Source organism: Nonlabens spongiae, assembly GCF_002117125.1.
Lineage (GTDB): Bacteria > Bacteroidota > Bacteroidia > Flavobacteriales > Flavobacteriaceae > Nonlabens > Nonlabens spongiae.
This window is the reverse complement of the sequence record NZ_CP019344.1, coordinates 1,270,780-1,286,276: the sequence shown is the minus strand read 5'-3', so window position 1 is coordinate 1,286,276 and position 15,497 is coordinate 1,270,780. Positions and strand designations below refer to the sequence as shown.

The 15,497-nt window shown below is 39.8% G+C and carries 14 protein-coding genes; all 14 read left to right on the top strand.

Annotated features, from left to right (window positions below; genetic code table 11):
- Positions 1-2: 2 nt before the first annotated feature.
- The 14 genes from BST97_RS05835 to BST97_RS05775 all read left to right on the top strand — a co-directional run bounded on the left by BST97_RS05835 (position 3) and on the right by BST97_RS05775 (position 15,468).
- Positions 3-338, top strand: a complete 336-nt coding sequence (locus BST97_RS05835) for a hypothetical protein (RefSeq protein WP_085766349.1) — start codon at positions 3-5, stop codon at positions 336-338.
- A gap of 102 nt (positions 339-440) precedes the next feature.
- Positions 441-1,082 (top strand): hypothetical protein, encoded by a 642-nt coding sequence (locus BST97_RS05830; RefSeq protein ID WP_157111492.1) that lies wholly within the window; start codon positions 441-443, stop codon positions 1,080-1,082.
- Positions 1,083-1,104: 22 nt separating this feature from the next.
- Positions 1,105-2,103: a hypothetical protein gene (locus tag BST97_RS05825; RefSeq protein ID WP_085766347.1), complete on the top strand. Its 999-nt coding sequence runs from the start codon at positions 1,105-1,107 to the stop codon at positions 2,101-2,103.
- Between the two features lie 30 nt (positions 2,104-2,133).
- Positions 2,134-2,871, top strand: coding sequence for a hypothetical protein (locus BST97_RS05820; RefSeq protein WP_157111490.1), 738 nt, complete (start codon positions 2,134-2,136; stop codon positions 2,869-2,871).
- 3 nt (positions 2,872-2,874) lie between these two features.
- A complete protein-coding gene (locus tag BST97_RS05815) occupies positions 2,875-3,795 on the top strand; it encodes a hypothetical protein (protein ID WP_085766345.1) in 921 nt (306 codons plus the stop codon).
- A gap of 12 nt (positions 3,796-3,807) precedes the next feature.
- Entirely contained in the window at positions 3,808-5,568 is a 1,761-nt protein-coding gene (locus BST97_RS05810; RefSeq protein ID WP_157111488.1) for a C1 family peptidase, read from the top strand.
- A 9-nt stretch (positions 5,569-5,577) separates the two neighbouring features.
- A complete protein-coding gene (locus BST97_RS05805; RefSeq protein ID WP_085766344.1) occupies positions 5,578-7,953 on the top strand; it encodes a hypothetical protein in 2,376 nt (791 codons plus the stop codon).
- Between the two features lie 89 nt (positions 7,954-8,042).
- Complete coding sequence (locus tag BST97_RS05800) at positions 8,043-9,434, top strand: hypothetical protein (RefSeq protein WP_085766343.1); 1,392 nt, start codon at positions 8,043-8,045, stop codon at positions 9,432-9,434.
- Between the two features lie 102 nt (positions 9,435-9,536).
- Positions 9,537-10,535, top strand: coding sequence for a hypothetical protein (locus BST97_RS05795; RefSeq protein ID WP_085766342.1), 999 nt, complete (start codon positions 9,537-9,539; stop codon positions 10,533-10,535).
- 85 nt (positions 10,536-10,620) lie between these two features.
- Positions 10,621-12,045: a hypothetical protein gene (locus BST97_RS05790; protein ID WP_085766341.1), complete on the top strand. Its 1,425-nt coding sequence runs from the start codon at positions 10,621-10,623 to the stop codon at positions 12,043-12,045.
- 19 nt (positions 12,046-12,064) lie between these two features.
- On the top strand, positions 12,065-12,520 hold the full coding sequence (locus BST97_RS05785) for a class I SAM-dependent methyltransferase (protein ID WP_085766340.1): 456 nt from the start codon (positions 12,065-12,067) through the stop codon (positions 12,518-12,520).
- Between the two features lie 269 nt (positions 12,521-12,789).
- Positions 12,790-12,951, top strand: a complete 162-nt coding sequence (locus BST97_RS15750; protein WP_157111486.1) for a hypothetical protein — start codon at positions 12,790-12,792, stop codon at positions 12,949-12,951.
- A gap of 255 nt (positions 12,952-13,206) precedes the next feature.
- Complete coding sequence (gene guaB, locus BST97_RS05780) at positions 13,207-14,679, top strand: IMP dehydrogenase (RefSeq protein ID WP_085766339.1); 1,473 nt, start codon at positions 13,207-13,209, stop codon at positions 14,677-14,679.
- A 174-nt stretch (positions 14,680-14,853) separates the two neighbouring features.
- On the top strand, positions 14,854-15,468 hold the full coding sequence (locus BST97_RS05775) for a fumarylacetoacetate hydrolase family protein (protein WP_085766338.1): 615 nt from the start codon (positions 14,854-14,856) through the stop codon (positions 15,466-15,468).
- The last annotated feature ends 29 nt before the right edge of the window (positions 15,469-15,497 follow it).

Genomic DNA, 15,497 nt, shown 5'->3' with positions numbered 1-15,497 from the left:
AAATGGATCAGTTCACTTTAATGATTTTATGGATTTATGGCGCTGCTATCGCAGTTACAATATTTGTTATTGTTCTTGATCGTATGGGTAAGACATGGACTCAATATCTCATTAGAATTATAACATCTATCGCAGTCGTCTGGGCACTTTGTACTAGCTGGATGTGGTTTTACTTAATAGCATTGTGGTTGAGTCTACCGGCATTTCTAATAGGATTAGTGCTCACGATCTACACGATAAACAAATATGGATGGGGACGACCCGCAAAGGTCTTTTCCATTGTTATAGGGCTGACTGTTATCCTGAACTTAGTTAGTCTGGCATTTTTCTATAGCTGAATTCATTTAGAGAACAATCTAGGTCAATTGCCTTATTCCAGATTTTAATAGAATAAGGCAATTTTGGTAGTAATTAATGTTCAACTTTATACCTTTTAAGAAATGAGAATAATTATACCTATGATCTGTCTGTTGATCGCAGCATCCTGTACTGATAAATCACAAAAAGTTACTGTGGAAGGTTGTGGCGAGGAAAAGACCTTAATAATAGATGAGGCCTACACAAATAAGTATGGCTTAGAACCTCTCAATTTCACACTTTCTTATTACAGCAATGTACCTCACGAGTTACCAGAGGACGGTAAGGGATATGGCACTTATGCAAAATTTGCCCAGCGCGATGGAGATCAAGTAATAGAAGAGGTACGCCTCAACAGCTGGAGCGCTACTGGAATGAACGCAGATAATAAGGATAAGATGATGAAGGACATTCTCAAAAACACAACGGGAATACTGGAATTCATGTATGAGGTCCAGGATGTCAAGGAAAGCAAAAAGACTATTGCGGGAAAAGAGTATTGGGTGGCAGACGCAGTGGTAATCGAGAAATCTGAAGCGAAAAGTGATAATCCAACAAAATATCTTGTTCGCAATACGCTTATGGCACCCAGCGATACTGCCAGCCGCGGTCTTGCAGTAGTACAACGAGCCCACCCAGATTCAAACGTAAAATCCCACGACGATTTTTATAGAAATGCTTGTACCGCAATGGTGGTGAGTACAATTGATTTCTCAATTCAGTAGTCTGATAATTCAATTATTTGTTATGAAAAATTATATTCTTCTAAGTTTAATTCTCTGGCAGGTCGCAGTGACCGCTCAAACTAAATCCTATGACTGGCGTAATGCGCCTGAAAATCCTTTTACTCCAGATCAAATACAGCGTATCGATAGACAGGGTGTCCCATATGGTAAAGTCATAACCGTAGGTGATAAGTGGTATGATCAAGAAGGTAATTTAATTAATACAGCCATTGTAACCGTAGGAAGAGACGTTGCTGCAGAGTATAATGCAACTGTCGTAGATCGTGACGATCAAGGGCGCATCATTACAGAAATTTCGTATACTGCTGGGAAACCTGAAACCAAAGTCTATACATACGATTCAAATGGGAATATGCTCTCCTGGGAGTCTACTCCGAGCAACAAAAAGACGGTCTATACTTACGATGATCGCGGTCGTATTATTAAAGATGTCTATTCAAGCGACACCTTTGAATACACTACCATATATACTTACACAAATAAGGGTAAAGCACTTGTAGTAGATAAAAAGGAGACTAACAAAGACGGCGTTCTTGTCAATCACTATATCAAGGAATACCGAGAGGGATTGATTAGGTCGTCAGAAGAAGTAGGGCAGGGTAAGGACACTTTCACTTATGAATTTGATAAGGAGTATAATTGGATCAAACGCTATAAAAATGGAAGTAAATATTTTGATGATGAGCGTACCATCTATTACTACGATCAAGTGGATCCGAATGATTTTGGGAATGTAATTGTGACGGTGGCTCCTGGAAGCTACGGGAAATACGTCCTAGAATCGAGTGTGGCAGGAATACCACTCAAAGCAGTCAAGATAGGCGATTACCTTTTGATTTATAACCCTTTGAAAAAACAATACCACACCGTTTTCAAGGCTCAAGAGCAACTTGTAGAAGGTAATGTAGGCAAGAAACTATCGCTCAAGAGTTATGATGCAAACATGTCTTTGATGAAGGTCAAGAAAATGCGGCTTGTGAACGGCGTGAGGCAGTATTAATCAACAATTTAATCTTTAAATTAATTCCTCATGATCAAGCATTTATTCCTTCTAATACTTTTTTGCGGCAGCGCACAGGCTCAAAACATGCGCAACCCTAATGCACCTTTAAACCCTACGGTGTTTAATTATCTCAGTCAAGATTACGGTCTTGCTGGACCAGTAATGAAAACAGTGACCACTACAACTACTGATGACGGAACAGATGTGAATACCGTCATATTTGACGAAAAGGGTAAATTGGTTTCAGATGACTCTGAGTACGAACCCTTAAAAATGGAATACGCTGAAAATGAAATCATCGTCAAGACTAAAAACGGAAATAGACATCATCTTGTACAAAATGGTAACATTGTTAAGACTACCTATGAAGATGGTGCTTTTAAAGAATACAAATACGATAGCAACAATAATCTCACAGAGATTATATACAATGGTACCGACTATTCAGAAAAGGTCATTTTCAAGTATGATGATCAAAATCGGGTAATTGAAAAGACAAGTTATTGGGACGATAAATTTCAGAACACGATCGACTATCGCTATTTTGGAGAAACTGATGACCTTCAAGTCGAGCAGTCAGATAAAGAAGATAGTACTAGACGAGCAACCTATTATTATAGTAATGGTGCTTATCAAAATGTTTATCATGATGTTTTGGGACAAAAATCGATGTCAAATGTCAAATATGACAAATATGGTAACTGGATTTCCTACAGTGACGAGCGCTTTGGCGGTGAGGTGACCCGTGAAATCATTTATTTCTAAGTTATGAAGTACTTACAAAACGGTTTTCTGATTTTATTTGTTCTCGCTTTCGCGAAAGCGTACTCTCAACAACCACTCGATGTCCTAATGGACGGCAAGAAAAAGCCCATGAGCTGGACAAACACCTCATGGAAGCAGTATGATGTTTCCAAAATGCCCAAACAAATCGAGCTTGTAGTTTACAAAGTGGTGAATGCCGATAGCATCGTGCCACTGGACGCCATGGCTTATGTATTCAACAGCGATGGTAATCTTGAAAAAAGTCTTGAGGCCAATCAATATTTACAAACCGTAAAAATGTTTAAGTATGAGAACGGCAAACTGGTCAGTGAATCAGACGGCTCAAAATTTGGCATAACGGAACAGAAGTACAAAAGAAACGAAAAAGGTGATTTTACAGAGGTGCCCAGATACAGGCTTTATTATCAAAACGACAAGTTATCATCCGTAACTGACCCTGCCTATCCAGATCGCACCGACTCTTACAAACACAAAGGCAGTGCGTACACTGTATATTCAAAGCATGATAAGCGCTCCTATCTGTATGTAAGTGATCAACTGGTTGCTGTGCAAAATGATGACAACGACTACGCCACCGCCTATCACATTCCATTTACTAATCATGAGGTGTTTTTTAATCTGAAAAAGACAGGTAAGAAATGGAATGATCTTTTTGAAATGGCAGCAAACGATCCCGATGCCTTTAACAAGTTTGTCGATGCGCAAATGAGTGAAAGCGAAAAGGAATATCCTTTCTCAAAAACCATAACCAACCAAATGGACGACTGGACGGCTATAATTTACAAGCCTAAACACGATCAGACCGTGAGAAGATATTATCTAAGAAAGATCATCTATGCAGACGGTAGTACCTCTGGCAATACGACGCTTGATAAGAAAACCTTGCAGTCCATCGAGAAATAGACATCCATGATTATGAAAAAATTAGTTCCCATATTTTGTGTTGTTCTCGCTTTCGCGAAAGCTGAATTCTCAAATGCCCAAGGCGTTGATTACCGCCACGTGCAAACACCAGTCAAAAACCAGGGAATGCGAGGGACCTGCACGGCCTTTGGGGTGGCAGCAGCTTTAGAAACCGTGCCTGCCATGCCGGCAGATGTCAGTGAGCAATATCTTTATGCAGCACTCAAGCACAGCCAGCCCGGCGCGACCTATGAGGAAGGCGCGTTTTTGAGCAGTTACAAAAAACCATTGGCTACTTATGGTGTGATCAGTGAAGAGGTCATGCCTTATAATGGAGAACCGCTTGAGTGGGAAAGCGATATTAACGATTTTACCAGATTGATCAAAGGCGCACAGATAGGAAGCATAGGTTTATACCAGTTCCAGCAGTTTGCCAGCCACGGAATTTTAGAGAAGGATTTTATCTATTATGATAAAACGGTGGCTCACGATATTGACGAGATCAAAAGATTACTCACTGCAGGCGTTCCCAGTATTGCCGTGCATTATACCTATGTTCATGCGCCAGCCTGGTCGCGGGCAAAGATCTCTGCCGGCAATCCTTTGTTGCCTACGATAGGAGTGAAGCTCCCAGACGGTAACAAGCGTTATATAGATGTTTACAATACCTATGAAGGCGACCTTACGGCAGACATCTTTAGTGGTAAAGTTCCGTTCTACCTGATCGAACCTACGACTAAAATGGAAGATGGCCGCACACGTCAAAATTACAGCGGTCATGTGGTGACCATAGTAGGTTTTAATGATAAGGGGTTTATCTTCAAGAACTCATGGGGAACCGATTGGGGCGATAATGGGTACGGCTACATTTCTTATGCCGCGCATAAAATTATGGCGCGAGAAGCCTTGTTTTTTGCAGAGGCCAATATTCTCTACCCAGAAAAATACAGTGATCTTAAATCAGATTCACGCATCGATTTGAAAAGCAGTCTTTTTCTAGATGAGAAAGCTCAACCACAGTTTTATTTGACGCTGGATCAATCTTTTGATCCGGTAAAAATCCAGCAAGCAGAGTTTAGGGTGTATGATTCGCGCAATCAAGAATTAATGACCAGAACCGTCACATTTGAAGATGATTTGCAAAAACTCTTGGGATTCAAACCTTTTGAGGATCAATTGATGCCTCCGGATTTTTTACTCAATAGTGGTCATATCAATGTGAATGTAAAAATCACGGGAGAGAACGGCGTTGAGACCTTACGCTACTATCGCGCGATTACAGCTGGAGTAGGACAGTATAAAACGCGAGATCTTGAAAATGCTCATCAAATCAATCCGCCGCAAATGGAAGGCTCAGTATTCAATGAGCTTTTTGTTTTTGATGGGAAGAACATGGGGTTCAATGTGAGTCCCATAGACTTTCACCGAGCTATTCAAGAGAGTAAGGTTGATTTCAACACCGTCGCTGGACAGACTAACCATGCGGTACTTTATAAGGATGCGCCCTTTCAGTATGCGCAATTTAAATTCAGCAGTCATACGGATCGAGTGCTGGAGGAAGTTGAGTTGGTTTTTGATACTGAGCAAAAAGCGATCAATTATTTCAACGAGAACTTCAAGAATTTTAAGTCTGATGTTTACCGGGTAAGTTCTACAAATAGGGAATTGACCCTGCTCAAAGAGGAAGTTCCGTTTAAAGCAAAAGTGTGGCAATTCAACAATAAAATCTTTATGGCGATTAAACTGCCGGGAGGGAAGTGGAGTAATCTATAGATACGGTTGATGAAGGATCTTGTGGTTTATATCTTTATAGTTCTCGCTTTCGCGAAAGCGGAACCTCTACAGGCTCAGCTTCTCATAGACAGAGCAGTTGCCCCTTTAAATCCATCGGGACCATACAGTGATTACAAGCAAAACTCAAATCTAAAGGGAGACATTTATCAGTATGAGTATACCAAATATGATAGAAATGGTGTGCCTATTGATGATAATGTTTATACCGATGAGCAAGAGGCTATCAAAAATAAAGGTATTTATGAGCGTAGTGAGAATGGTTTAATCGTCGAAATCAACTTTTATACCTATGACCCAAATTCAAAACCCTCGTTTTACAATTATGACAAGAAAAGCAGACTAATTCTTGAGGACAATGAGTTTTGGGTCTACCAGTATGAGTACGATCGTGAGGGAAGGCTTTCTAAAAAAAAAGCAAGAAAGAAAGAGACAGGCAATGTAGGAATCACCACTTACTCCTATAGCATAAACGCTGGAATTTTGCGGGTAGATATAAAATATATAGATCCAGAGGGTAAGGAAACTGATTATTATATTTTGTACGAAGACAGTCTGGAGCTGGAGCGTTCTAGCTGGCGTGGACTTATTAAATATGAATACACTTTTGACGAGAAGGGAAATTGGCTCACAAAAGATTTTGAACAACAATACAGTGAGACGAGACCTAAATCAATTATGTACTACTCTGATTTTGAAAAATTAAAATCACAATCAACCATTAATTTCATCAAACGTAGGCTCATACCACAAAAATCACTAACCATTGCTTATCCCACTATAGGAAAAAGGGAATTGCGAACCATAAGCTCTGGAGCTAGGGATACTGGAGATGGAGTAATATTTTTTATACCTCAAATTAACCATTATTATCACAGTCCCACAGGCTATAAAGATAAGGATGATGACGGCGCCACGGGAATAGCGCAGTTGCGTGTCAAAGGAGAGACCGCAGTGGTTTACAATACTGAAAAGTTTTTCAAACCTTTTGAGAAGGGTAGAAGTTTGAAAAAGAATAGTAATCTTTTTGGTAATAGTTATGTTGCCCATGATACCGTGACAAATACCTCCTATCTGGTGAAGGATTTCCGCAATTCAAACAATGGATTTCTAATTCCTGAAAAGAGAGAAGGAGATACATATTTGTTTGGCCGGGATAGGGTCAAAGAGACCTATATCGTCATGAAAAATGCGGTAAGTATCGACTACAAAAAGCTGGGTAAGTCAAAATTTACTGAAAACGGAGATAAGGTACTCGTTTATGATGGTAAACCGTGGCTCATCTTACCCAACTATGATGCAATCACAGATGGTTTGCTTGACTATGCGCGGCTGTATGCTGGAGAACCTCTGATAGAAAATAACCCTAATGCTGTCGCACAAAAAAAGTTTGCCGCTTATCAAGAGGGGCAACCTGTTTTTATAGAACGTAGAGGAGAAAATGAATTTTATTTCTTTCAAGGAGACGAGAGTCTAGCCTCCCCAGATTATTTCAATTTGACACCAAAAGGAAAAGATGTGTTAGGTGGTTATGGCAACACTGATTTTGTAATCAAAAACTTAAAGGACTTGCCTTATAACAAAAAAATTGAGGCAAAAATTGCAGCAAAGAATGGCGAATTACTAGTTGAATATCGAGAAGGAGCTCTTAAATACTTCTATAATTACGGTAAGTCATTACTAAAAGAGGACTATAAAATTTTCAAAGGTGCTCCAGGAAAATGGATGGTATATCTCAACAAATTCAATGCATTTATTTATGTAGATAAAGAAAAACCTGGCTATAGTGGTTTTCTTGCCGCACCCTTGATAAAGGGTGAATACTTTGTCTATAAAAGCGCAAAGGGAATCTCTCTATTATCTCCTACGGGATACCTTAGTTCAAATGCATTCACTTGGAAAAAAACTAGTAATGGTACAGCCCAGATATTCTTGAACGGGAAATTAAGCTACGAGCTTCCTGATTACGACAAGCTAAAAAATGATAACCTCTATACTTTATCACTTCCTGGGCAGAAACAAACATCATCTCTGAGCTTAAAAACCGGAACAACCTCCAAGTTGAGTAAAGAAGCTCAAAAGTACGTTGAAATGAGATCATTGGGCTCTTATAAAGCGAGACCTCTTTTTGCTAAGGAAATAGAGTCTTTCAAAGCCGATGGAAAAACTCAACAAGAAATAGATCAGTACTACCTTGATATATTCAATGAATTATATGATCATGATTTTGAAGAGGGTTATGAGTTCATGATGCTAGTGCCCAGCGATATCGCTACGATGCTGATCTCAAAAATTAACTCTGAGAAGCGTTCTGCAATCAGGACCCGCAGTAGAGAGGAACTTAAGAAATACAAAGTCAAGAAATAGTACAAATTAGGTCAACTGCCTTATTTCAATTTGACGCAGTTTAGGTGATTTTTGAATTGAAGTTGTTACCTCGCTAGCCTTTAATTAGAATGAACACAAAAGTCCCAGTTATCGCATCCAGAATATTACTCATCTCGATCATGTTGACCTTGACTAAGGTGGTTGCGCAAGATGTAATGTTGAAGCCTGCAGTTGACATAGAGATCGCACCGTTAAATCCTACTGCAACGGGTCAGTTTGTAAAATGGCACGAGTATGCAAAAGGAATCGCTATTGCTGATAAAAATAAATATAATGAACAAGGTCTAACCGTCCATGACGGCGGTAAAACCATCAAGGACTTTATCAATCAATCGCCTGAAGATGCTGCGCTTGACAATTCCTATATAGTCGATCTCGATGAAAAGGACAGAATCTTAAAAGTTACCAGCTATATAGATGGGAAACCTTCATCTCCTAATACCTATACCTATGACAGTAAAGGCCAGATAGCTACAGCAAAGGATTTCTTTGGGACTCACACCTATATGTACGATAGGCAGGGTAGATTGTCTCAAGAAGTGTTAGAAGGTAAAAAGAAAACCGTTTATAGCTACGATAAAAAGGGAAAAGAACTCGTGGTGACCATGACCACAACGTGGCCAGATAAACAGGATAAAAGTGCCATAGAAGTAAAATCCTTTGAAAATGGTATGATCAAATGGCGTACAGATAGCTATGACAAGACATACTATGCCGTGCGGGATGATCGCGGGACTTATATCGCAGAAGCAGAAAAAGGAAAGCAACCCAGCTATTACATGCTCAAAAATGTTTTCTACCACGATGAGCTTAAAGCAGACCTACTTACCATAAAACGAATACCTGGAAAATCTCCACAGTTCTATCTGAATAAGAAAGAATACAATACGGGATTTATTGTAAATGGTGATGATGTCATCGTTCATTTTCCATACGACGGTAATTATTATATCAAAAGGAATTTCATGCCCAATGGGTTGCCTAATAATCAGTTGTTGCCACTTGAATTATTCAGAGAAAACACGCCGGTATTATTTAAATGGAAACAAGGTAAAATTCAAATATTTTATGGAAACCGTGCCTTGTACTCCGTTTATGGAAATACTGATTTGAAGCTTTTTGAGGATAATAATCACTGGCTGTATTATTCAAAGGATAAAGCTACATACTATCGCATCAAAAAAGATGTGACTCCAGTAGAAGGCGCTATCATTGAACCAGAAGTGATCAACGCTCCATTCATTCTTTATGCAGACACCGCAGTTCAACAGTGGATTATCATTGCAGAAGGTACACAGATAAAAAACAAATTTGGTTATGAGTTCAAAAGTGCAGATACTGGAGAGGTGGTTATAGTTAAAAACAAGATTCCTAAATACACTTATGTACCGACTGACAACGCAAAACCCATGCAGATCATCACTGGTGATTTCTACAAAGGTCAGTCTTACCCTAAATAGTAATAAAAAAATTATCCACGGATAAGACTCTATTGATTGCGTAGCATTTACATGATGAAGTAATATGATCAGGCGCTGGTCAGATCCTGAAATTGATTAAAAATGAATAAAAAAGTTCTTACCCTTGTTTTGAGTTTCGCTTTCGCGAAAGCGATATTCCTATCCGGCCCTCTAGTCGCGCAAATTCCTGCAGACCTGCAACACATAGGTTTGCCAGCAATAACTCAAGAAGACGCACCTTCAAATAATGAAGTCTATCGTGTACAGACTGCGACTTACAAAGCAGATAGCACAGGTTATGAACCTGCGATGCTGGAGGTTCTTAACTATAATGAAGATGGTCTCAAGTTTCAGGATTACCGCCAGATTTTTGGGAGTTATGCATCAGAGACTTTTGATGAATTTTTCTATACGGGTAAGCGACTGGACAGCATCGTGCGCAAAACCAGCGCGGGAGGATTTGATGCCCTAATTAGATTTGAACATGATACGCAGGGTAGAATCATTAAGGAAACCGCTACAGGGCATTATACAAATTACACAACCACTTTTGAATATGAAGACGATCTACTGGTCGAGGCTGTATTGACACCTAAGAAAGGTGATAAAATTATGGCATTTTTCTATTATGGAGGCATAGATAACCGTCTCATAAGCGTGACTGAAGAAACCTATGCGCCAGACGGCAAAATGACTAAATTATACACGGTATATTATCATGAGGGTAAGCCATTTGCCCGCTTAACAAAGGATCGACCTCTTATACACGTTTTGGATTTTACTGGATTTTACAAAATACGCAGTTCTAAATCGGGATATGAGACGGTAAAAATCTTGAGAAAAGCAGTCGAGATTTCGCAAGACGAGCTCTTCAGAGTAAGACGTGAGCTGGCAAAAGATGAGATCATGATCGAGCAGTACAGCACCAGCACTGATGCGCGTACAAACGACTGGACAAAAAGACATAAAACCTTCAAGAATTTCGGGAAACTCGATGATCGCTTTATTTTCCGCAAACTTTATTACCCAGATAGCACTACCAGTGGAAGCACTGAATTTGATATACTGTTTCAAAGGCGCGTGCCTAAGATCAAGAAATGAAGCGGTTCAGGCAGGAGAAATACGCTAACTGTCGTATTGCCGATATTTTACGATTGACGCAATTTTATTTCCTAAATCATTTGATATGAAAAGGTTATTTTTCTTGTTTCTTTTTGGTGTGGTTACCATGGTATCCGCTCAAAAAAAAGTAGACCTCAAAACTTTTGCTCCCGTTAATCCTCAGCCCTATGAACGTGCATTATCACTTCCTGCTGAAGATGCGGGAAAGGTAAAGGCAATCGACCACTTCTGGCAGCAAGGCAAGTTGAGGTATACCATTTTTTATGATGATAAAGGGAATGTAGAAAAAGTCTTTGAACCCGGTGTCAATAAAAATTATGCTGATCAGCTCAAAATATTTAGAAACGGCAAAGGTCTTATAACAGAAATACGGGATGTAGATCGAGATGGTAAGGAGATTCAAGAAACTTATGCCTACGACGATAAGGGAAATCTTGTCTCTAAAACTGTATTCAAAAGCAAGCCTGTAAGAAGGGGCGTCTATAATATGGTGGCTGATAAGGAAACAATCTATGAATATGATGAGGTAGGAAGGGTAATTAAAATGGGTAATAACTTTTACAGTTATAAGATCGATGGCGATGAACTCGTAATGACTTCAACCAGTACTTACGGTGGTGAAATGATTAAGCGATATAATGATTTTGGCGAGCAAACGTTTTATGAATACAGCAGCCAGAATTCAAAACCTACCGCCTATAGCTATGAACATATACGAGATAGCAAGGGGAGAGTTACTGCTTCACGTTTCATGGATAATGAGTTTAAGGATGTTAAGCGATACCACTATACAGATGGAACTATGAGCGCAGATCCCATGAACCAGATTGAACTACAATGGTCTCTTGATGATCAATCATTAAAATGGAATGGGTACACAAATGATTTGGGAAGATCGCAGGGGTTTTATAAAGACGGAAAACTAGAAGGTCCAGGACAGTTTCAAGGTTATGGAGTAAAACAAGCTGGGAATTTCTCTAAAGGACTATTGAACGGACCTGGCTTCATTAAAGACCTCACTCAATCTGAAGCTTATACCGTGGGTCATTTTAAAAATGGTAAGTTAGATGGTTATGGTATCAAAATCTTAGATAAAATTCCCGTTGAAGCAGGAATTTATAAAAATGGAAAACTATCTAAGTCATATGACCTGACAACCGCCCTTAATGATTATCAAATCTGTACCACTGACGCTTGTCCAGATGGATTCCAACAAAGAAAAACGCCTAACTATATGACTAAGTCCTATGCTTTCTACAAAGATGGAAAACCACAGGGAGTGATGGTTGAGGTAGGCATGTACGACATTGCCGCAGCCTATTTTGATAAGACCGGACCCATCTTTTATGCAGGTCGCAACCAGAATTATTACGTCCTAGCTAACTATAATAGCAAGGGACTGAATGGTTTGGGATATCTGGCACAGGGATCTAATTTCCAAGCGGGCGTATTTGAAAACAATACGTTGAAGGAGGACATGTCTAAATGAATCTTTACTACCTAAAACAATGAATTTGGTCATTGATTATGACAAATTCTTTGAGGTCAATAAGCAAACCTGGAATAGCAAAACTCCAGTGCACGCGGGTAGTATGTTCTATGATGGTGACGCTTTCGCGAAAGCTGCCCTGAGCGGCGTCAAAGGGGCGAGAAATTCCTTAAACTCCTACGAGTTAAACGCGTTTCCAAACGTAAAGGGCAAATCACTCTTGCACCTGCAATACCATTTTGGACAAGATAGTTTGAGCTGGGCTGCCGGTGGTGCCGAGGTAACTGGAGTGGACATAATAGATGTCGCTATTAACAAGGAAAACGAGCTTTCTGCATCATTAAATATCCCTGCAGATTTTGTCTGCTGTAATGTTCTTGAAACTTTACAAAATGTCCTAGAGCAATTCGATATCATTTTTACCAGTTATGGTGTGATAGGCTGGTTACCAGACCTAAAGCCACGGCAAAAATGATTGCTGAGCGTCTGAAAAAGAGTGGAATCTTTTCTATGGTAGAATTCCATCCCATCGCGTGGATGTATGAATATCTCCAAAAGATCCTATATTTATCGGACACCAGTTACAACGGCAAAGTATGGTGAGGGCCGAATCATATCTTTCCCGATATATTTCCTGAAATGATTAAGAAAGAAGACGATCTTTTCTATTTGAAAGAATAAAAGTATCCTACTGTCTTTGACATCAAGGCAATAAGAGGGAACTGAAAACAACCACTATTTCAAATGAAAGAGGAAAAAAACATGTCTGCTAATGAATTTGCTCAAATAGTGTTAGGCAATGATGGAGTCGATTCTACTATTGAGGTAAGGACTATTCCGCCTCACGATATAAAAGTTAGCTATAACAAAGATTTTGTCAAATGGGCGACTGACAATTTATTTTAATAAAGCAGTTTTCATTAGGAAAAACTTGAGTTGGATTAATTTAATCGCAGTTTCTAGATAGTGGTCTCAAGTAGTAAATCAACTTGAGCTACTGAAAAGTCTTCATTTTTTATGTTGTCGATATATTTTGCATCGTTCTAAACTGCTGTCTGAAAATCGGTCGATAGTCTTTTGTCAATGAGCGAAGTGGTCTTATGTCCGTACCGATTGCTACTGTGAAATAACGTATATTTGCGTGCAATAAATTCTTATTGCATGGTTTCCCACACATCAAAGTTTTTAGGCGAAGGACTTACCTACGATGACGTCCTTCTTGTCCCAGCTTACAGCGAGGTTCTACCTAGAGAAGTAAGTATTAAAACTAAATTTACTCGCAATATAACGCTCAATGCTCCAGTAATTTCTGCTGCGATGGATACGGTGACGGAAAGCCGTATGGCTATAGCGATGGCGCAGGAAGGCGGTATAGGAATCTTGCATAAGAACATGAGCATTGAGGCTCAAGCTCAAAAAGTGCGCCGTGTAAAAAGAGCTGAAAGCGGTATGATTCTAGATCCAGTTACACTCAAACAAAACGCAACTGTAAAAGATGCTAAAACTAGTATGGCAGAGCACAGCATAGGTGGGATCCCTATAACAGACGATGAAGGTTTTATAAAGGGAATCGTAACTAATCGTGACTTGAGATTTGAGAAAAATGATGACAGACCTGTAACAGAGGTAATGACATCAGAAAAGCTAGTCACCGCAAAGGCTGGAACCTCTCTTCAAGATGCAGAATCCATACTCCAAGAGCACAAAATTGAGAAGCTACTCGTCGTCGATGATCAAAACAAACTGGTAGGTTTAATCACGTTTAGAGACATAACCAAGCTTACTCTTAAGCCTAATGCAAATAAGGATCAATATGGTAGACTGCGTGTGGCAGCTGCCATAGGTGTTACTGGAGATGCTGTAGAACGTGCAGGCGCCCTTGTTGATGCAGGAGTTGACGCTGTAGTCATTGATACAGCCCATGGACACACAAAGGGTGTGGTGGAAGTACTCAAGCGTGTGAAAGAAAAATACCCTGAGCTGGAAGTTGTCGTAGGGAATGTAGCCACTGCAGCAGCAGCAAAGTATCTTGCAGATGCCGGTGCAGATGCCGTAAAGGTAGGTATAGGTCCTGGTTCTATATGTACTACTCGAGTGGTTGCCGGAGTTGGATTCCCGCAATTGAGTGCGGTAATGGAAGCTGCTCAAGCTTTAAAGGGCACAGGAGTTCCTGTAATTGCTGACGGTGGTATACGCTACACTGGTGATATTCCTAAAGCTATCGCTGCGGGAGCTGATTGTGTAATGCTGGGATCACTCCTAGCTGGAACAACTGAATCACCTGGCGAGACCATTATCTATGATGGCCGTAAATTTAAATCCTATCGAGGAATGGGATCTGTAGAAGCGATGCAGCACGGTTCAAAAGACCGCTATTTCCAAGATGTTGAGGACGACATTAAGAAGCTAGTACCAGAAGGGATTGTGGGCCGAGTCCCATATAAAGGAGATTTAAATGAAAGTATGACCCAGTTCATAGGCGGTTTACGTGCTGGAATGGGTTATTGTGGTGCAAAAGACATTGAATCTCTTAAAGAAAATGGTCAATTTGTAAAGATCACCACTGCCGGTATGCATGAGAGCCATCCTCATAATGTGACTATTACTAAAGAGGCACCTAATTACAGTCGATGATAAGTTTAAGCGCAAGTATAAGTTTAAACTTAAGCTTAAATTGAAATTCAATTTTTAATTAACTCTACCATTTCAATTAAACGGAGATTTGCATCCACACAACCGGAAACTGAATCATCTGCAACTTAAATCGAATCTTATACTTCAGCTTAGACTTCTACTTAAACCTAATTCATGAAAATAATCTGCATAGGTCGCAATTACACAGAGCATATCGCTGAACTAGCAAATGAACGGCCCATTGAACCTGTTGTGTTTTTAAAGCCAGACACGGCCATATTGCTAAATAAGCAACCGTTTTTCATTCCGGCTTTTAGTGATGACATACATCATGAGGTGGAGGTGGTGGTGCGCATCAATCGCATCGGGAAGCATATTGACAAAAAGTTTGCTCACAAGTATTACGATGAAATTGGTCTTGGAATCGATTTTACCGCGAGGGATGTGCAGCAAAAGTGTAAGGAAAAAGGATTGCCTTGGGAAAAAGCTAAATCATTTGACGGTGCTGCGGTAATCTCACGAGACTTTATTAAAAAAGAAGAACTAGGCGACTTAAATAATTTGGAATTCAAGCTCTTCAAAAATGACCAGCTGCAACAGAACGGAAACACTTCACACATGTTGTGGGATATCAATTCTATAATAGAATACGTCTCACAATATTTTACCCTGAAGATTGGCGACCTCATTTATACGGGAACACCAGCAGGTGTTTCACGCGTCCAGGAGAATGATGTGCTCAGAGGTGAGTTGGCGGGTCGAGAGATGTTCAATATTCGTGTGAAATAGAACAATCTCTTTGTTTCCCATAAAATCTA